Here is a 21,825-nt window from a genome sequence, read left to right on the forward strand (position 1 = left end):
TCACCTCTCGTGTCGTGCCAGCTTCTCGGTGATCACCCGTGCGATCTCCGCGAGATGTTCTGCCTGCATGAGCTCCTGGTGGGCTCCTGAGATTTCGTGACCGTCGATCCGCCCGTCGACGTAGGGCCGCCACAGGGTGGGCGCCTCGGCTGCGGGCTGGGAGGGCAACCGGTCAAGCAGCGCGACGAACAGCAGCAGGTCGCCGTGCAGGACATCCGGAGTGAACTCCGCGCCCAGCCTCATGGTGTTGTCGAGCACCGAGCGGATCCTGCGCAGCCGCTCGCCGTCGACGTCCCCGCGGCCGACGTCCCCACGGCCGACGACCTGCTCGATCATCCGGTCCAGCCGCTGGTCCATCTTCCCGCGGACCTTCGGCATGACCTCCCGGCCGTCCTCCGGCCGGCTCCGTACGGCGGTGGAGGCGGGATAGCCGTCGAGAATCGCCAGGAGGCCGACCTGCTCGCCCCGTGCCTGGATGTGGGTGGCGAGGGCATGGGCGACCACCCCGCCCAGCGACCAGCCGAGCAGGTGGTAGGGGCCGGTGGGCTGGACGGATCGGATCCGTTCGAAGTAGTCGGCCGCCATGTCCGCCACGGTCCGCGGCAACGGCTCGGTCCGGGCCAGGCCTCGTGCCTGGAGGCCGTAGATGGGCAGGTCAGCGGGCAGGTGGTCGGCCAGGCCCGTGTAGCGCCAACTGATGCCCTCCACCGGGTGGACGCAGAACAGCGCGGGCCGGGTCCCCTCGGTGCGGATCGGCAGCAGGACGTCGAAGTCGTCGTCCTCGCCGCGGGTCTCCAGGGATGCCGCGACACCGGCCGGGGTGGGCTCGGCGAACAGCGTGCGGACGTTCAACTCGGTGCCCAGCACCTCCCGGATGCGAGCGATCAGCCGCATGGCCAGCAGCGAGTCGCCGCCGAGGTCGAAGAAGCCGTCGTCGGCCCCGACCCGCGCCAGGTCCAGGACCTCGGCGAACAGGGCGCACAACCGCTCCTCGACCGCGGTGCGCGGCCCCCGCCCGGTCGCCAGAGCACCGAAGTCGGGGGCGGGCAACGCCGCGCGGTCCAGCTTGCCGTTGGCGGTCAGCGGCAGCTCCGCCACCTCGACCACCACCGCGGGGACCATGTACTCGGGCAGCCGCCCGGCCACGAAGGCGCGGATCTCCGCCGCGCCGATCTCCTGGTGTGGCACGAGATAGGCCACGAGGTGCCGGTGGCCGGGCTGGTCCTCACGCATCACGACGGCGACCTGGTCGACGGCGGGATGCCCGGACAGCACGGCCTCGATCTCGCCGGGCTCGATCCGGAAACCACGGATCTTCACCTGCGCATCCGCCCGCCCGGCGAACACCAGCCCACCATCGCCGGTCCACCGGGCCAGGTCACCCGTGCGGTACATGCGCTCCCCCGACCCCCCGAACGGGCAGGCCACGAACCGCTCCCCGGTCAACGCGGGACGATTGAGATAGCCACGGGCCAGCCCGGCACCCGCCACATAAAGCTCACCGACCACCCCGGGAGGCACCGGCCGCAGGAACTCGTCCAACACATACGTCCGGACACCCGGCAACGGGCCACCCACCACACTGCCCGTCCCCGCCACCACCCGCTCCCGGTCCAACGCGATGTGCGTGACATGGACCGTCGTCTCGGTAATGCCGTACATGTTGACCAACACCGGGACGTCGCCGGGATACCGGTCATACCACTGCCGCAACCGGGCAGGTTCCAGCGCCTCACCACCGAACACCACATACCGCAACGAGGAACCGACCCCGGCAGCAGCCAACTCACCGATCACCTGATAGAACGCCGACGGAGTCTGGCTGAGCACCGTCACACCCGTCCGGCTCAGCAACTCAACGAACTCCCGCGGCGACCGACTCACCGAGTGCGCCACCACCACAACCCGGCCACCGAGCAGCAACGCACCGAACATCTCCCACACCGAAAAATCGAAGGCATAGGAGTGGAACAAACTCCACACATCATCGGCGCCCAGCCCGTACACCCGACCCGCCGTCTCGATGAGGGCAGCCACATTACGCTGCGGAATCAGCACACCCTTCGGCGTACCCGTCGACCCCGACGTATAGATCACATACGCCGGATGCCCCGGCCGCAACGACCGGACCCGCTCGGCATCCCGCACCGCCGTACCAGGCAGCCCAGCCAGCACACGAACCGTATCCGGGGCGTCCACGACAACCCTGACCGCCCCGTGCTCAGGCAACGCCCCCACGGTCCGCGCCGTACCCAACGTCACCACGGGAGCGGCATCGGCCAGCATAAACGCCTGCCGGGCGGCCGGATACTCCGGATCCACCGGCAGATAAGCCGCCCCCGCCTTCAGCACCGCCAGCAACGCCACCACCATCTCCACCGACCGGGGCAACGCCACCGCCACAATCCGTTCCGGCCCCACCCCCAAACCCACCAACAGACGAGCCAGCCGGTTCACCGCGGCATCCAACTCCGCATAGGTCAACCGCACATCCTCACAGACCACCGCCACCGCATCAGGCCGCGCGACCACCTGCGCCTGAAACATCTCCGGCAACGTCCTGGCCGACACCCCAACAGCAGAGCCACCAACAGCAGAGCCACCAACAGCGGAGCCGTTCCACGCCCGCACCACCAGGTCATACTCACCGTCCGCCAGCACATCCACCTGACTCAACCGCAGACCAGGATCAGCCCCCACCACCTCAAGCAACCGAACCAGACGCCCCACCAACCCCTCCGCGGTCGACCGATCGAACAGATCAGCCGAATACTCCAAAACCCCAGCCAGCCCCGCCGCACCACCCTCGGCATCACGATGCTCGGTCAACGCCAAAGACAGGTCGAACTTGGCCGCTCCCCCGCCGCCCGCCCTGACCTGGCTCACCTGAAGCCCGGGCAGTTCCCAGCCCGAGGTCCGGGGAGCGTTCTGGAAGGTCAGCATGACCTGGAACAACGGATGCCGGGCCAACGAACGAACCGGCTGCACCTCCTCCACCAACCGCTCAAACGGCACATCCTGATGCGCATAGGCAGCCAGATCCACCTCACGCACCCGACCCACCACCTCAGCAAACGACGGATCACCACCAAGACCGACCCGCAACACCAACGTATTGACAAAAAACCCGACCAGATCATCCAACGCCGCCGCACCCCGACCCGCCACCGCCGTCCCCACCGGAATATCAACCCCCGCACCCAACCGCGACAGCAACACCGCCACCGCCGCCTGCACCACCATGAACAACGTCGCCTGCCCCGCCCGCGCCACCTCCACCAACCGCCCATGCACCCCCGCACCCACCCGCACCGGCACCGCCCCACCCCGATAACTCGCCACCGCCGGACGCGGCCGATCCACCGGCAACACCAACTCCACCGGAAGACCCGCCAAAGCAGAACGCCAATACCCCAACTGCGCACTCAACAAACTACCCGGATCAGACTCACTCCCCAACACCGCACGCTGCCACAACGCATAATCCGCATACTGCACCGGCAACCCCACCCACGACGGCGCCCGCCCCGACAACCGCGCCGCATACGCCGCCGACAAATCACGCCCCAACACCCCCATCGACCAGCCATCCGCCGCAATATGATGCACCACCACCACCAGAACATGCTCCCGCGCGGACACCACGAACAACGACACCCGCCACGGCAACTCCCGCCCCACATCAAAACCCCGCCCCACCTCCGCCCGCAGCAACAACGGCACATCCTCCGCCGCCACCTCCACCACCGACAACACGGGAGAGCCCTCCCGCACCTCCTGCCGGGGAACGCCGCCGGTATCGGGAAACACCGTCCGCAGGCTCTCGTGTCGCAACGCGACGTCGCCCAGCGCCGCCCGCAGGGCCGCCACGTCGAGCTCGCCGGTGAGCCTCAGCGCGAACGGCATGTTGTAGACCGCCCCACCCTCTTGGAAGCGGTTGAGGAACCACATCCGGGTCTGGCCGTACGACAGCGGAACCACCGCCGGGCGGACCGCCCGGACCAGCGCCGCCCGGGGCCGTCCGCCGCCGTCGAGCAGCCGGGCGACGCCCGCCGGCGTCGGCGCGGCGAAGAGCGCTCGGATGTTCACCTCGACGTCCAGCACGGCCTGCACGCGGGCGATCAGCCGCATCGCGAGCAGGGAATCGCCACCCAGCTCGAAGAACCCGTCGTCGACCCCCACCCGATCAAGCCGCAACACCTCCGCAAACAACGAACACAACACCTCCTCGACCGCGGTACGCGGCGCCCCCCCAGTCACCAACCCACCGAAATCCGGCGCCGGCAACGCCCCACGATCAAGCTTGCCATTAGGCGTCACCGGCAACGCCGGCAACGCAACAACCCCCGCCGGAACCAGATACTCCGGCAACCGCTCCGCCGCGAACTCCCGCACCGCACGACCATCAACATCCCCCGGCACCACATAACCCACCAGATACCTGTGACCCGGCCGATCCTCCCGAGCCACCACCACCACCCGAGTCACCCCCGGAAACACCGCCAAAACCGCCTCAACCTCACCCACCTCAACCCGAAACCCACGAATCTTAAGCTGCGTGTCCGCCCGCCCCACAAACACCAACTCACCAGCAGCAGTCCACCGAACCAGATCCCCCGACCGGTACATCCGCTCCCCAGACCCGGAAAACGGACACGCCACAAACCGCTCACCGGTCAACCCCGCACGAGCCCAGTAACCACGAGCCAGCCCCGGACCCGCAAGATAAAGCTCACCGACCACCCCCGGCGGCACCGGCTGCAGCAGATCATCCAGCACATAGGTCCGGGTACCGGCGATCGGTGTGCCCAGGCTGACGCCGCCGCCCGCCGTCAACTGCCGGCAGGTCGACCAGATCGTGGTCTCGGTCGGGCCGTACATGTTCCACACCTGCGCGCAGCGCTCGATCATCGCCTCGGCCAGGTCCGGAGGGAGGGCCTCGCCGCCGCACAGAGCCTTCAGCCCGGGAGAGCCCGCCCAGCCGTCGTCGACGAGCATCCGCCAGGTCACCGGCGTAGCCTGCAGCACCGTCGCGCTGTGCCGTACGATCTCCGCCGCCAGCCTCCTGGGGTCCAGGGCCACCTCGCGTTCGGCCACCACCACGCGCCCGCCCACGACCAGCGGCAGGAACAGCTCGAGCCCGGCGATGTCGAAGCCCAGCGTCGTCACGGCCAGCAGTACGTCGGCCTCGGTGAGGCCGGGGCGGATTCGCATCGCGGCGAGGAACGTCACCAGGTTGCGGTGTGAGATGACCACGCCCTTGGGTGTTCCGGTGGAGCCCGAGGTGTAGATCACATATGCCGGGTGCCGCGGGTCGATCCGGCCTGACGCGGTCGGCTGCCGGGCCGCCGGGGCCTCGGCGGTCCGTGGGTCGTCCAGGACCGTCCGTACGGCCGGGTGGCCGGGCAGCGCCCGGGCGGTCTCGGCCGTGCAGACCACGGCGGCGGGATCGGCGTCGGCCAGCATGAACGCCACCCGCGAGGACGGGTATCCCACGTCTACCGGGAGGTAGGCCGCGCCGGTCTTCAGCACCGCCAGCAGCGCCACCAGCATCTCAGCGGACCGCGGCAGGGCCACGGCGACGACCCGCTCCGGCCCGGCGCCCTGCTCGGTCAGCCGCGCGGCAAGTCGGCCCGCCGCCGCATCCAGCTCCGCATAGGTGAGGCCTACGTCCTGGAAGACCACCGCGACGGCGTCCGGGCTGCGCCGCACCTGGGCCTCGAACAACTCGGGCAGCGTCCGGTCCGAGACCTTGAGCGCGGTGTCGTTCCAGGCGGTGTCGTTCCAGGCGTGCACGACCTGGGCCCACTCGGCCTCGTCCATGACCGGCACCCGGCTCGCCCGCAGCGCGGGGTCGGCGGCGACCGTTTCCAGCAGCCGCACCAGCCGCCCAGCCAGCTTCTCGGCCGTCGCCCGGTCGAACAGGTCGGCCGAGTAGCCGACCGCCCCGTCCAGCCCGGCGGGTGCGCCGCCGGCGGTGTGGTGTTCCCCGACGGTGAAGGACAGGTCGAACCTGGCGGCGTCGGAGCTCGACCGCTGTGGTTGGACGGACAGGCCCGGCAGCTCCCAGCCGCCGTCCTGGTGGGTGGTCTGGAAGGTCATCATGACCTGGAACAGCGGGTGCCGGGCCAGCGATCGGTCCGGTTGCAGCTCCTCCACCAGCCGCTCGAACGGCACGTCCTGGTGGGCGTAGGCGGCCAGGTTCACCTCGCGAACCCGGGCGACCAGGTCACTGAACGACGGGTCGCCGCCGGCATCGGTGCGCAGCACCAGCGTGTTGACGAAGAAGCCGACCAGGCCATCCAACGCAGGGTCGCCCCGGCCCGCGATGACGGTGCCGAGCGGGATGTCGGTGCCCGCGCCCAGGCGGGACAGCAGCAGCGCGACCGCCGCCTGCACCACCATGAACATCGTGGCCTTCCGGTCCCGGGCGATCCCCGCCAGCCTGGCGTGGGCCTCGGCGCTGACGCGCAGCGGGACAGTGCCGCCGGTGAAGGAGGCCACGGCCGGGCGCGGACGGTCGACCGGCAGCGTCAGCTCGGCAGGAAGACCGGCCAGGGACTGCCGCCAGTACGCCAGTTGCCTGCTGATCAGGCTGTCCGGGTCGTCCTCGCTGCCCAGGATCTGGCGCTGCCAGGCCGAGAAGTCGGCGTACTGGACCGGCAGCGCCGCCCATGACGGCTCCCGGCCGGCGAGTCGCGCCGCGTAGGCCGTGGACAGGTCACGGGTGAGCACTCCTATCGACCAGCCGTCGGCCGCGATGTGATGCACGACCAGCAGCAGGACGTGCTCGCGCTCGGCCAGGACGAGCAGCTCGGCCCGCCACGGCGGCTCGCTGCGTACGTCGAAGCCACGTGCCGCCTCGGCCGCCAGCAGGTCCGCGAGGTCCCGCTCGCTGGTCGCACGCACCACGAGCTCGGGGCCGCCGTCCAGGATCTTCTGGAAGGGCACCCCGTCCCGGTCGGGGAACACCGTGCGCAGGGTCTCGTGCCGCTGTGCCACGTCCTTCAGCGCGGCTCGCAGCGCGTCCCGGTCCAGGTCACCGCGCAGCCGCAGCGCCATCGGCATGTTGTAGACCGCGCTGCCCTCCTGCAACCGGTTGAGGAACCACATGCGGGTCTGCCCGAACGACAGCGGGATCTCCTCGGGCCGCTGCCCGGCCACCAGGGGGGTACGGGCGCTCCCGCCGCCGGAGGCCAGCCTGGCGATGCCCGCCGGGGTCGGCGCGGCGAACAGCTCGCGGATGTTCACCTCGACGTCCAGCACGGCCTGCACGCGGGCGATCAGTCGCATGGCCAGCAGGGAGTCGCCGCCGAGGTTGAAGAAGTCGTCGTCGGCGCCGACCCGGTCCAGGTGCAGGGTCTCAGCGAACAGGCCGCACAGCAGCTCCTCGGCGGGAGTACGAGGAGCACGCCCGGTGACCAGACCCGCGAAATCCGGAGCGGGCAGAGCCTTACGGTCAAGCTTCCCGCTCAGCGTCAACGGCAACTCCGCCAACTCCACCACCGCCGCCGGCACCATGTACTCCGGCAACCGCCGCGCGGCGAACTCCCGCAACCCGGCAGCATCCACACCCCGACCCGCCGCCGCCACCACGTAGGCGACAAGATACCGATGACCAGGCTGATCCTCCCGGACCACCACCGCAACCCGACCCACCGCCCCATCCCCCGCCAAAACAGCCTCAACCTCACCCAACTCGATCCGCAACCCACGAATCTTCACCTGCGCATCAACCCGCCCCACATACACCAACACACCATCACCCCGCCACCGCACCAAATCCCCCGTCCGATACATCCGCTCCCCAGACCCAGAAAACGGACACGCCACAAACCGCTCCCCCGTCAACGACGAACGACCCACATACCCACGCGCCAACCCCACACCAGCGATATACAACTCCCCCACCACCCCCGGCGGAACCGGCCGCAGAAAACCATCCAACACAAACAACCGAACATTCCAGATCGGCCCCCCGATCGGCACCACCCCCGACACCCCCGGCGGACACGCCCAGAACGACACATCCACCGACGCCTCAGTCGGACCATAAAGATTATGCAACCCCACCCCCGGCAACACCCCCTGAAACCGCTCCACCAACTCGCCCGGCAAAACCTCACCACTACACACCACCCGCCGAAGCCCCCCACACAAAGCCGCACCCTCCTCATCCAGAAACAACCCCAGCATCGACGGCACAAAATGCACCGTCGTCACCCGCTCAGCCACCACCAGATCCACCAGATAACGCGGATCACGATGACCACCAGGCCGCGCCACCACCAGACACGCACCCGTAACCAGCGGCCAGAAAAACTCCCACACCGACACGTCAAACCCCGACGACGTCTTCTGCAGAACCCGGTCATCACCACCCAACCCATACTCACCCTGCATCCACAACAACCGGTTCACAATCCCCCGATGCGACACCACCACCCCCTTCGGCACACCCGTCGACCCCGACGTATACATCACATACGCCGGACACCCCGGCCGCACCACAACACCAGGAGACGTCCCCGGACAATCCCGCACCACCCCACCGTCATCCACCATCAGCCGCACAGCCGGATGCTCCGGCAAACCCCCCACCGTCTCCGCCGTACACAACACCACCACCGGATCCGCATCAGCCAACATCAACCCCACCCGCGACGCCGGATACTCCGGATCAACCGGCAGATACGCACCCCCCGCCTTCACCACCGCCAACAACGCCACCACCAACTCCACCGACCGCGCCACCGCCACCGCCACCACCCGCTCCGCACCCACCCCCAACCCCACCAAACGCCACGCCAACCGATTCGCCGCCACCTCCAACTCCCCATACGACACCACCCGCCCCTCACACACCAACGCCACCGCACCCGGACTCCGCCGCACCTGCGCCTCAAACAACTCCGACAACGTCACCTCCGGCACCACCACCCCCGTCTCATTCCACCCATCCACCACCCGGGCCCGCTCGGTCTCGTCGAGGAGCGGCACCTGGCTGACCCGGAGCGTGGGATCGGCAGCCACCGCCTCCAGCACCCGCACCAGCCGGTTCGCCGTCTCCTCGGCCGTCCGCTGGTCGAACAGGTCGGCCGAGTAGCCGACCGCCCCGCTGATCCCGGCGAGCTCCCCGTCGGGAGTGCGGTTCTCGGCCAGGCTGAACGACAGGTCGAACTTGGCCACGTCCGAGCCAGAGCGCTCCGGCCGTACCGACAGGCCGGGCAGCTCCCAACCCCCGTCCTGGTGGGTGTTCTGGAAGGTCAGCATCACCTGGAACAGCGGGTGCCGGGACAGCGAGCGGGCCGGTTGCAGCTCCTCCACCAGCCGCTCGAACGGCACGTCCTGATGGGCGTACGCCGCCAGGTTCATCTCCCGCACCCGGCCGAGCAGCTCGGCAAAGGACGGGTCGCCGCCGAGGTCGGTGCGCAGCACCAGCGTGTTGACGAAGAACCCGATCAGATCGTCCACGGCGGCGTCGCCGCGACCGGCCACCGGGGTGCCCAGCGCGATGTCGGTGCCCGCGCCGAGCCCTGACAGCAGTACCGCAATCGCCGCCTGCATCACCATGAACAGCGTGGCCCGCTCGTCCTGGGCCAGCCCGGTGAGCCGCGCGTGCACCTGCGGGCCGAGCCGCAGCGGCACCGAGCCGCCGGCGAAGGAGGCCACGGGCGGGCGCTGGCGGTCGACCGGCAGGGTCAGCTCGGCAGGAAGCTCAGCCAGGGTCGACCGCCAGTACGCCAGTTGCCTGCTGATCAGGCTGTCCGGGTCGTCCTCACTGCCGAGCACTTCGCGCTGCCAGACCGCGAAGTCGGCGTACTGCACCGGCAAGGGCGCCCACGACGGTTCCTGACCGGACAGTCGCGCCGCATAGGCCGCCGACAGGTCGCGGGTCAGCACCCCCATCGACCAGCCGTCGGCCGCGATGTGGTGCATCACCAGGAGCAGCATGTGCTCCTGCGGGGACAGCGCGAACAAGGACGCCCGCCATGGCAGCTCGTGGCGCACGTCGAACGGACGACTCGCCTCGGCCGCCAGCAGGCCGGGTAGTTCCCGCTCATCGGTGTCCTGCACCACGAGCTCGGGGCCGCCCGCCAGGATCTGCTGGAAGGGCAGCCCATCCGAGTCGGGGAACACCGTCCGCAGGCTCTCGTGCCGAGTCGCGACGTCGGCCAACGCCGCGCGCAACGCCGCCCGGTCCAGGTCACCGCGCAGCCGCAGCGCCATCGGCATGTTGTAGACCGCGCTGCCCTCCTGCAACCGGTTCAGGAACCACATCCGCGCCTGGCCGAACGACAGCGGCAGCACCGCGGGCCGCCGGCCCGCCACCAGGGCGGTACGAGCGGTACCGTCGCCGCCGACCAGCCTGGCGACACCGGCCGGGGTCTGCGCCGTGAACAGGTCGTGGATGCTGACCTCAGCCCCGAGCGCCCCCCGCACCCGGGCAATCAGCCGCATCGCGAGCAGAGAGTCACCACCAAGATCGAAGAAACTGTCCTCGACCCCGACCCGCTCCAACCGCAACACCTCCGCAAACAAACCACACAACACCTCCTCCACCGCGGTACGCGGCGAACGACCCCCCACCCGACCCGCGAAATCCGGAACCGGCAACGCACCCCGATCCACCTTCCCCTGACCAGTCAACGGCAACCCAGACAACACCACCACCACCGCCGGCACCATATACTCCGGCAACAAACCCGCCACAAAGTCGCGGATCTGGACGGTGTCGAGCGCCTCCCCCTCGGAGGCGACGACATAGGCGACCAACCGTTTCTGCCCCGGCTCATCCTCACGCACCACCACCACACACCGCCCCACCCCCGGATACAACCCCAACACCGCCTCCACCTCACCCAACTCAATCCGAAAACCACGAACCTTCACCTGCCCATCCACCCGACCGGCGAACACCAACTGCCCCTCCCCCGTCCACCGCCCCAAATCCCCCGTCCGATACATCCGCTCCCCAGACCCGGAAAACGGACACGCCACAAACCGCTCCCCCGTCAACCCAGGCCGGCCAAAATACCCACGCGCCAACCCCACACCCGCCACATACAACTCACCCGTCACCCCCGGCGGCACCGGCTGCAAAAACCGATCCAACACAAACACCCGGGTGTTATCCATCGGACGGCCAATCGGCACCACCGAGGCAACCTCATCCCCCGGCCGCACCTCAAACACCGTCGCACACACCGTCACCTCCGTCGGCCCATACAACTGCCGCACCACCACCCCCGGACACGCCTCCACCACCCGCACCACCGCCGCCGCACTCACCACATCCCCACCCGTCACCACCTCACGCACCCCCACAAAACACCCCGGCGCCTCCTCCGCCACCGCCGCAAACAACCCCGCCGTCACATGCACCACCGTCGGCCCAAAATCCGAAATCAACCCCTTCAGCACCCCAGCGTCGACCCGCCCGGCCGGCGCCACCACCACCTGACCCCCCGACAACAACGCCACCCACAACTCCCACGTCGACGCGTCAAACGCATGCGACGCATGAAACAACACCCGCCCATGAACCTCCCGCGACCAACACCGATCCGCCGCCAACCCGACCACACCCGCATGCGTCACCGCCACACCCTTCGGCACCCCCGTCGACCCCGACGTATACATCACATACGCCACATCATCCGCACCCACCCGCACCGCCGGCGGCCCACACTCCCCCTCCCCATCCACCCAGCCACCCGCCCACACCACCCCGACAGACCCCGGCAGATCAGACACCCCCACATCAGCCACCACCACCCGCACCCCCGCCTCAGCCAGCACCCGCCCCACCCGCACCACCGGCCACTCCACATCCACCGGCACATACGCCGCCCCCACCTTCACCACCCCCACCAACACCGCCACCAACTCCACCGACCGCTCCATCACCACCCCAACCCGATCACCAGACCGCACCCCAGCCGCCACCAAATCCCGCGCCACCCGATTCGCCGCCACCTCCAACTCCCCATACGTCACCCGCACACCCCCCGACACCACCGCCACCACATCCCGCCCCGCAGCCACCCACCCCCCAAACACCCCCGGCAACGTCCCCACCCCAACCCCAACCCCAGTGTCATTCCACTCCTCCACCACCCGCACCCACTCAGCCGCACCCAACACCGGCACCCGACCCACCAACACCCCCGGATCCGCCGCCACAGCCTCCAGGATCCGTACCAACCGGGCCAGCAGCTCCGCGGCCGTCCGCTGGTCGAACAGGTCGGGCCGGTAGTCCACGTGCAGCGCCAGCCCGTCGCGGCCAGGCCGTATGCCCAGGGTGAGGGGATAGTGCGCGGCCTGCCGGCCACCGCGCGAGGTGACCCGCAGGCTGTCCGGGTCGGCCGCCGCGGGTGCCGCGGGTGCCACCGTCGGGTCGAACGGATAGTTCTCGTAGACCACGAGCGTGTCGAAGACCGCGCCGGGCCCGGCCTCGCGCTGGATCTCGGCCAGGCCGAGGTACTGGTGAGCCGTCAACGCGGACTGCCGGGCCTGCAAGGCCGCCAGCATGTCGCAGACCCGCTGGGCCGGATCCAGCGGCACCCGGACCGGCAGCGTGTTGATGAACAGGCCCAGCATGTCCTCCACCCCGGGCAGCTCGGGCGGACGACCCGCGACGACCGCACCGAACACCACGTCGGACCGGCCGGCCAGGCGGCTGACCAGCATCGCCCACGCCCCCTGCACGACCGTGTTCAGCGTCACCCCGTGGGCCTGGGCCAGCTCGCGCAGCGCTCCGGTCGGCTCGGGGCCCAGGCGCAGCTCGGTGAGCTCGGTCATTACCGGATCCCGGCCCGGGTCCGCCACCACGACTCTGGTTGGCTCCTGCTTGCCGTCCAGCTCACGGCGCCAGGCCGCTCGCGCGGCCTGGCGGTCCTGCCTGCTCAGCCATACCAGGTAGTCACGGTAAGGCGGCACGGGCTTCAGCCCGCTGGAGTCGCCGCCCGCCCGGTACACCCCGAACAGCTCGCGTTTGAAGATCGGCAGCGACCAGCCGTCCAGCAGGATGTGATGGTTGGTGATCACCAGGCGGTGGCGCCGCGCACCGAACCGGATCAGCAGGAACCGCAGCAGCGGAGGTACGGCCGGGTCGAATCCGCGGTCCAGGTCCTCGGCGGCCAGCCGGTCGGCCTCCGCCTCGGCTCCGGCCGAAGGCAGCGCCGACACGTCCGCCTCACGCCATGGCAGCGCGACCCTGGCGGCGATGACCTGGACCGGCTGGGCAAGCCCGGCCGTCTGCCGGAACCCGGCCCGCAGGTTGGCGTGCCGGTCCAGCATCGCCTGCCCCGACGCGCGCAGGACCTCGGCGTCCAGCGGTCCCTCCAGCTCCATGACGTGCTGCCCGGAGTAGACGTCCACAGCCTGCTCGTCGAACGTGGCGTGGAACAGCAACCCCTCCTGCAACGGTGAGAGCGGCCATACTTCCGACAGCGCGGAGCGTTTCATGACGAGGTCCCCTTCTCGATCTCTGCCGCCATGGCCTCGAACTGCTCCACCTGGCGCTGGCCCAGCTCCAGCAATGGGAAGTCGGACGGGGTATGTCCCCCCGCCTCGGGGCGCGCGGCGTGCTCGGCCAGGCCGGTCAGCATCGCCACCCAGCCCTCGCCCAGTTCCCGGACGGCAGGCTCGGCCAGGACGCCGGGCGGCCAGGCCAGCGAGACGGTGAGCTCGGGGCCGTCCGCCCCGTCCCGCACGGCTCCCCCGGCCTCCAGCACGTGGGCTGCCGGAAGGTCGCCGGCCTCCCCGTCGAGGCCGATCGGCTGCCAGTCCGTGTCTTCGCCGGTACGACGGGCACCGGCGAAGCGGCCCAGGTAGTTGAAGGCGATCTGCGGGGTCGGTAGCGCCGCCAGGACCGGCCGCGTAGCGGGATTCAGGTGGCGCAGCAACCCATAGCCCAGGCCTTCGCCGGGGACCGCCCGCACCTGCTCCTTGACCTCCTTGATTATCCGGCCGGCGGCGGGGCCACCGGCGCGCAGGTCCGCAAGGTCGACGTCGGGCAGTTCCAGCCGTACGGGATGGACTCTGGTGAACCAGCCCACTGTTCGGGACAACTCGACGTCCTCGGCCAGCGGCTCGCGGCCATGTCCCTCCAGGTCGATCACGATGGCCTCCGACGCACCGTCACCCCGCCGCCGACGCCATTCGGTCACGGCGGCGGCGAGCCCGGCCAGCAGCACGTCGTTGATCCCGGCGTGGAACAGCGTAGGTACGGTCGTGAGCAGCGCCGCCGTCACCTCCAGGGACACCGAAAACGACAGCTGCCGCATACTCGACGCCACATCACGGGCCGGATCAAGCGGCCGGTCACCCAACAGGACGTCATCACCGGTAAGAATCCGCTGCCACACAGGCAGTTCCGCCACCCGAACCGGATCCTGCGCCTGAGCCCGAGCCAGCAGAGCCCAACGACGAAACGCCGTCCCCACCGGCTCCAACTCCACCCCACCACCAGCCACACAAGCCGCATAAGCCGCCGCCAAATCCGGCAACAGAATCCGCCAGGACACCCCGTCCACCACCAGATGATGAACAACCAGCAACAGCCGCCCGGAAACCCCCACCCCCCGATCCAGCCACACCACCTGAACCATCACCCCCGACACCGGATCCAACCGGCCCGCGGCGGCACGCTGCTGCACCTTGATCAACTCGGTGAGCGGCGCCTCGGCCAGACCGACCGCGTCCACCCGCCGCACCAGCCCACCGGCCCCCTCACCCGCAGGCGGAACATCCAGCTTCCACGTGGCCGAATCCCGCTCGTCCGGGCAGACCAGCCGGGCCCGCAGCACGTCGTGATGGTCCACCAGGGCATTGACAGCGACGCCCAGACGCTCCAGGTCGATCCCGGCCGGCACGACGACGAGCATCGCCTGCGAGAACCGGTCCAGCCCCGCCACTCCGGCCCGCCGGACCAACCCACACATGGCAGGAGTCAGCGGCACCTCACCGATACCGACATCAGCGGGCACAACCTCGGCAAGACTGCTCTGAGCCACCACAGCCAACCCGGCCGGCGTCTTGTACTCGAACACATCCTGCGCACTGACCACCACACCCGCCCGCCGAGCCCGCGCCACCAACTGCATCGACATAATCGAATCACCACCAAGATCGAAGAAACTGTCCTCGACCCCGACCCGCTCCAACCGCAACACCTCCGCAAACAAACCACACAACACCTCCTCCACCGCGGTACGCGGCGAACGACCCCCCACCCGACCCGCGAAATCCGGAACCGGCAACGCACCCCGATCCACCTTCCCCTGACCAGTCAACGGCAACCCAGACAACACCACCACCACCGCCGGCACCATATACTCCGGCAACAAACCCGCCACAAAGTCGCGGATCTGGACGGTGTCGAGCGCCTCCCCCTCGGAGGCGACGACATAGGCGACCAACCGTTTCTGCCCCGGCTCATCCTCACGCACCACCACCACACACCGCCCCACCCCCGGATACAACCCCAACACCGCCTCCACCTCACCCAACTCAATCCGAAAACCACGAACCTTCACCTGCCCATCCACCCGACCGGCGAACACCAACTGCCCCTCCCCCGTCCACCGCCCCAAATCCCCCGTCCGATACATCCGCTCCCCAGACCCGGAAAACGGACACGCCACAAACCGCTCCCCCGTCAACCCAGGCCGGCCAAAATACCCACGCGCCAACCCCACACCCGCCACATACAACTCACCCGTCACCCCCGGCGGCACCGGCTGCAAAAACCGATCCAACACAAACACCCGGGTGTTATCCATCGGACGGCCAATCGGCACCACCGAGGCAACCTCATCCCCCGGCCGCACCTCAAACACCGTCGCACACACCGTCACCTCCGTCGGCCCATACAACTGCCGCACCACCACCCCCGGACACGCCTCCACCACCCGCACCACCGCCGCCGCACTCACCACATCCCCACCCGTCACCACCTCACGCACCCCCACAAAACACCCCGGCGCCTCCTCCGCCACCGCCGCAAACAACCCCGCCGTCACATGCACCACCGTCGGCCCAAAATCCGAAATCAACCCCTTCAGCACCCCAGCGTCGACCCGCCCGGCCGGCGCCACCACCACCTGACCCCCCGACAACAACGCCACCCACAACTCCCACGTCGACGCGTCAAACGCATGCGACGCATGAAACAACACCCGCCCATGAACCTCCCGCGACCAACACCGATCCGCCGCCAACCCGACCACACCCGCATGCGTCACCGCCACACCCTTCGGCACCCCCGTCGACCCCGACGTATACATCACATACGCCACATCATCCGCACCCACCCGCACCGCCGGCGGCCCACACTCCCCCTCCCCATCCACCCAGCCACCCGCCCACACCACCCCGACAGACCCCGGCAGATCAGACACCCCCACATCAGCCACCACCACCCGCACCCCCGCCTCAGCCAGCACCCGCCCCACCCGCACCACCGGCCACTCCACATCCACCGGCACATACGCCGCCCCCACCTTCACCACCCCCACCAACACCGCCACCAACTCCACCGACCGCTCCATCACCACCCCAACCCGATCACCAGACCGCACCCCAGCCGCCACCAAATCCCGCGCCACCCGATTCGCCGCCACCTCCAACTCCCCATACGTCACCCGCACACCCCCCGACACCACCGCCACCACATCCCGCCCCGCAGCCACCCACCCCCCAAACACCCCCGGCAACGTCCCCACCCCAACCCCAACCCCAGTGTCATTCCACTCCTCCACCACCCGCACCCACTCAGCCGCACCCAACACCGGCACCTGGCTCACCCGCAACGCGGGATCGGCGGCCACCGCGTCCAACACGGCCACCAGGCGCTCCGCCACCTTCTGCACCGTGGGCCGGTCGAACAGGTCGGCCGCGTAGCCGACGGTCCCACCGATCCCCGCCGGTTCACCGTCGGCGCCACGGTGCTCGGCCAGGCTGAACGACAGGTCGAACTTGGCGGCGTTGACCCCGGACCTGTGCGGTTGGATGGTCAGCCCCGGCAGCTCCCAGCCGGTGTCCTGCGGGGTGTTCCGCAACCCGAGGGACACCTGGAACAGCGGGTGCCGCGACAACGAGCGGGCCGGGTAGAGCTCCTCGACCAACCGCTCGAACGGCACGTCCTGATGGGCGTAGGCGGCCAGGTTCCGCTCCCGCACCCGGGCCACCAGGTCGTTGAACGAGGGATCGCCGCCGACGTCGGTGCGCAGCACCAGCGTGTTGACGAAGAAGCCGATCAGGTCATCCAGGGCGGCCTCGCCCCGGCCCGCCACTGCGGTGCCGATCGGGATGTCGTTGCCCCCGCCAAGGCGAGACAGCAGCAGCGCAACTGCGGCCTGCACCACCATGAACAGCGTTGCCCGCCGCCCCCGGGCCAGCCGGACAAGCCGCTCGTGGGTCTGCGCGCCGATCCGGATCGGCACCGCGCCGCCCGTGAAGCTCGGCACCGGCGGGCGCGGGCGGTCGACCGGCAGGGCCAGCTCCGCGGGGATGTCGGCGAGTGCCTCCCGCCAGTACGCGAGCTGCTCGCTGATCAGGCTCGCCGGGTCGGACAGATCGCCCAGCACCGCGCGCTGCCACACCGCGTAGTCGGCGTACTGGAGCGGCAATCTGGTCCACTGCGGTACCCGCCCACGCAGCCTGGCGGTGTAGGCCACCGACAGGTCGCGGGCCAGCACGCCCATCGACCAGCCGTCGGAGGCGATGTGGTGCGCCACCAGCAGCAGCACGTGCTCCCGGGGGGACAGCGTGAACAGCCGTACCCGCAGCGGCGGCTCGCTGCCCACGTCGAACCCGCGCCCCAACTCGGCGGCCATCAGCGACGGCAGCTCCGCCTCGGTCACCGCCACCATCACCAGTTCCGGGCGGCCCACCGTCTCGTCCAGCAGGTGCTGACCCGGCACGCCGTCGACGTCAGGGAAGACCGTCCGCAGGCTTTCGTGACGCGCCGCGACGTCGGCCAGCGCGGCCTGCAGCGCCCACCGGTCGAGCTGCCCGGTCAGCTTCAGCGCGAGCGGCACGTTGTAGACCGCCCGTCCCTCCTCCAACTGGTTGAGGAACCACATCCGGGCCTGGCCGAACGACAGCGGCGCCGGGTCCGGCCGTACCCCGGCAACCAGCTCGGGCCGCGAGCGGCCACCGGCCTCGACCACACGGGCCACCGCCGCCGGGGTGGCGCCGGTGAACAGGGTGCGGATTCCCACCTCGACGTCGAGGACGGCCCGTACCCGGGCGAGCAGCCGCATCGCCAGCAGGGAGTCGCCACCCAACTCGAAGAAGTTGTCGTCGGCCCCGATCCACTCCAGCTTCAGCACGTCGACGAACAGCGAGCACAGCACCTCCTCGATCGGCGTGCGCGGCTCGCGCCCGGTCGCCATGCGGCCGAAGTCCGGCGCGGGCAGGGCCGCCCGGTCCAGCTTGGCGTTGCCGGTCAGCGGCAGCTCCGCCAGCGGGACGACGGCGGCGGGGACCATGTAGTCCGGCAGCCGTCCCGCCGCGTACCTCCGCACCGCGGAGCCCGTCACGCTCTCCCCCTCGGCGGGCACCACGTAGGCGACCAGTTGGCTGTGGTCGGCCTGGCTGGTGTGGGCTACCACCGCGACCCGCGCGACCCCCGGGCAGCCGGACAGCACGTTCTCGATCTCGCTCAGCTCGATCCGGAACCCGCGGATCTTCACCTGCGTGTCGGCCCGCCCCAGGAAGACCAGCAGCCCGTCACCGGTCCACCGGGCCAGGTCCCCGGTCCGGTACATCCGCTCGCCCGGCGTGCCGAAGGGGCAGGCCACGAAGCGTTCCGAGGTGAGGCCTGGCCGGTTCAGGTAGCCGCGGGCCAGCCCGCCGCCGGCCACGTACAGTTCTCCCCCGACGCCGGGCGGGATCGGCTGCAGGAAGCCGTCCAGCACGTAGATCCGGGTGTTGTCCAGCGGGCGGCCGATCGGCACCGACGCCGGCACCTGGTCGCCCGCGGTGAAGGGGAGGTGGGTGGCGAAGGCGGTCGTCTCGGTCGGCCCGTAGGTGGACCGCACGACCATGTCCGGATGGGTCTCCAGCAGAGTCCTCACCGCGGCCGCCGAGACCACGTCGCCGCCGGTCGACACCTCGCGTACCCCGGCGAAGATGTGCGGGGTCTGCTCGCCCAGCGCGGCGAACAGGCCGGCGGTCGCGTGGACGTTGGTGATCCGGTGGGCGGCGATGAACCGCTCCCGGTCGGCGGCATCCAGGTCACCGGCCGGCGCGACCACGACGGTGCCGCCGCGCAGCAGCGGCACCCACACCTCGTAGGTGGAGGCGTCGAAGGCGTGGTTGGCCTGCACCATGACCCGCTCGGTCACCTCGGCGGGCCAGGCGCCATCCAGGCAGAAGCCGACCACGTTGCCGTGGGTGACCGCCACTCCCTTCGGCACCCCCGTCGATCCCGAGGTGTACATGACGTACGCCAGGTTGGCCGCGGCCGGGGCAACCGGGAAGGGGCCGTCGCCGGCCGGCACCTCCGAGGGGACCCGGACGATGTTGGCGGCGGGCAGGCCGCCCTCGCGGGTCATCGGGTGGTCGATCGTGGCCTGGCCGACCAGCAGCGCCACGGGTGCGGCCTCGGCGATCACGGCCTTCATCCGCTCCAGCGGGTTGGCGGCATCCAGCGGCACATAGGCGGCGCCCGCCTTCACCACCCCGAGCAGCGCCACCACCAGCTCGGCCGACCGCTCCATCAGCACCCCGACCAGGCTCTCGGTGCCCACGCCGAGCGTGGCCAGCAGACGGGCGAGCCGGTCGGCGCGCGCGTTCAGCTCCTGGTAGGTCAGCGTGACGTCCCCGTCGATGGCGACGGCGTGCGGATGCTCGGCGACGCGTCGCTCGAACGCCGTGACCAGCGACCCGGCGTCCACCGGCACCGCGGTGTCGTTCCACCGCCGGATCACCAGATCCCGGCCCGTCTCGTCCAGGATGCCGACCGTGCCGACACGGGCGGCCGGGTCGGCGGCGATCGCCGCCAGCACCCGCACCATGGCGGCGGCCAGCCCCTCGGCCATCTCCCGCTCGTACACCTCGGGCTGGTAGGACAGCCGCAGCTCCAGCCGGTCCCGGCCAGGGACCACGGCCAGCGCGAGCGGATAGTGCGGCGCCTCGTGCCCCCCGGCCGGGGTGATCGTCAGGTCGCGGTCGTCAGCCATCGCGGAGACCCACGACGAGTCGAGCGGGTAGTTCTCGTAGGCCAGCAGCGTGTCGAAGGTGGCGCCGGGGCCGGTGATCCGCTGGATCTCGGCAAGGCCCAGGTAGTGGCAGGACATCAGCGCCGTCTGGCGGGCCTGCAGCGCCGTAAGCATCTCGGCGACCGGCTGGGCGGGGTCGAGCGGCACCCGGATCGGCACGGTGTTGATGAACAGGCCTACCATGTCCTCGACCCTGGGCAGTTCGGGCGGGCGGCCCGCCACCACCGCGCCGAACACCACGTCACGGCGGCCGGCCAGGCGGCTGACCAGCAGTGCCCAGGCGCCCTGGACGACCGTGTTCATCGTCAGCTCATGACCACGAGCGAGGGCCCGCAGAGCTGCCGTCAGCTCGGGGCTCACCGAGGTGTTCACGCGCTCGGCCGGCTGCGGCTCGCGCACCGGATCGGGCTGGGCCACCAGGGTCGGCTCGTCCGTCCCGGCCAGCTCGACCCGCCACGCCTCACGGGCGGCCTGGCGGTCCTGGCGGCCGAGCCACTCCAGGTAGTCCCGGTACGGCGAGACCGGCTTCAGCCCGCCCGTCGTGCCTCCGGCCTGGTAGACGGCGAACAGCTCCCGCGTGAACATCGGCTGCGACCAGCCGTCCAGCAGGATGTGGTGGATGGTGAGCACCAGCCGGTGGCGCCGCGCACCGAACCGGATCAGCAGGAAACGCAGTAGTGGCGGCTGCGCCGGATCGAACCCGCGGTCCCGCTCCTCGGCGGCCAGCCGCATGGCCTGTTCCAACGCCGCTTCTTCCGCCAGGTGCGCCAGGTCGACCTCACGCCACGGCAGCCGTACCTTCCTGGCGATCACCTGCACGGGCTGGTCCAGGCCGGAGAGCTGCTGGAACCCGGCCCGCAGGTTGGCGTGCCGGTCCAGCAGGGCCTCCCCGGACGCCCGCAGCAGCGCCGGGTCCAGCGGCCCGGTCAGATCAAGGTCACGCTGGCCGGAGTAGACGTCGCCGGTCCGCCCGTCGTAGAGCGTCTGGAAGAGCAGGCCCTCCTGTAGCGGGGACAGCGGCCACAGATCCTCCACGTCGAGCTGGCTCACCGGGCTCTCCTCTCGTGCGTGTTCCGCGTTAGTTCGGCCGCCACCACGTCGAGCTCGCCCTGCGCCATGGCGAGCAGCGGGAAGTCGGAGGGGGTGTGCCCGCCCGCCTCGGGGCGCGCGGCGTGCTCGGCCAGCCCGGTCAGCGTCGCCACCCATCCCTCGGCGAGGGCAGCGACCCGCGCCTCGTCGAACAGGTCGCCGGGCCAGGACAGCAGGACGGTGAGCTCCGCGCCCGCCGGGCCGTCGCGCACGACGCCGCCGGCTTCCAGCGCGTAGGAGGCGGGCAGGGTACCGGTGTCGCCGCCCAGACCGAGCTGCCACCAGTCCGCCTGCTCGTCGCCCTGGGCCCTGGGCGCGACGGTGAAGCGGCCCATGTAGTTGAAGCCGATCTGTGGGGTGGGTAGCGCCGCGAGGACCGGGCGCGTGTCAGGGTTGAGGTAACGCAGCAGCCCGTAGCCGAGGCCGTCGCCCGGCACGGCACGAAGCTGCTCCTTGACCTGCTTGACCGCCTGCCCCGCGGCGTCGCCGCCGGCGCGTATCC

At 70.2% G+C, this 21,825-nt stretch carries 3 protein-coding genes (1 of these 3 cut by a window edge); all 3 read right to left on the minus strand.

Translation table 11 applies throughout. From position 1 onward, the window contains the following. Tightly spaced (each overlapping or abutting the next), the 3 genes in view from FRANCCI3_RS12360 to FRANCCI3_RS28565 form a layout consistent with a single transcriptional unit that may run on beyond the window. Positions 1 to 13,470 carry a non-ribosomal peptide synthetase gene (locus tag FRANCCI3_RS12360; protein ID WP_011436871.1) on the minus strand — a complete coding sequence of 4,490 codons (13,470 nt, stop codon included), beginning with the start codon at positions 13,468 to 13,470 and terminating at the stop codon, positions 1 to 3. Further along, positions 13,467 to 21,284 (minus strand): non-ribosomal peptide synthetase, encoded by a 7,818-nt coding sequence (locus FRANCCI3_RS28560; protein WP_011436872.1) that lies wholly within the window; start codon positions 21,282 to 21,284, stop codon positions 13,467 to 13,469. The genes FRANCCI3_RS12360 and FRANCCI3_RS28560 overlap by 4 nt, the downstream gene beginning before the upstream one ends. After that, on the minus strand, positions 21,281 to 21,825 hold the end of the coding sequence (locus FRANCCI3_RS28565; RefSeq protein WP_011436873.1) for a non-ribosomal peptide synthetase. 13,276 nt of this gene lie beyond the right edge of the window; the window shows 545 of its 13,821 coding nt (coding positions 13,277-13,821); the start codon falls outside the window, past its right edge — the gene reads right to left on this strand; its stop codon occupies positions 21,281 to 21,283. Before FRANCCI3_RS28565 ends, FRANCCI3_RS28560 begins: the two co-directional genes overlap by 4 nt.

This window comes from Frankia casuarinae (assembly GCF_000013345.1).
GTDB lineage: Bacteria > Actinomycetota > Actinomycetes > Frankiales > Frankiaceae > Frankia > Frankia casuarinae.

Bases quoted from the DNA above. Each gene is read 5' to 3' on its own strand.
- FRANCCI3_RS12360 (WP_011436871.1), bottom strand. From the start codon at position 13,470: ATGAAACGCTCCGCGCTGTCGGAAGTATGGCCGCTCTCACCGTTGCAG.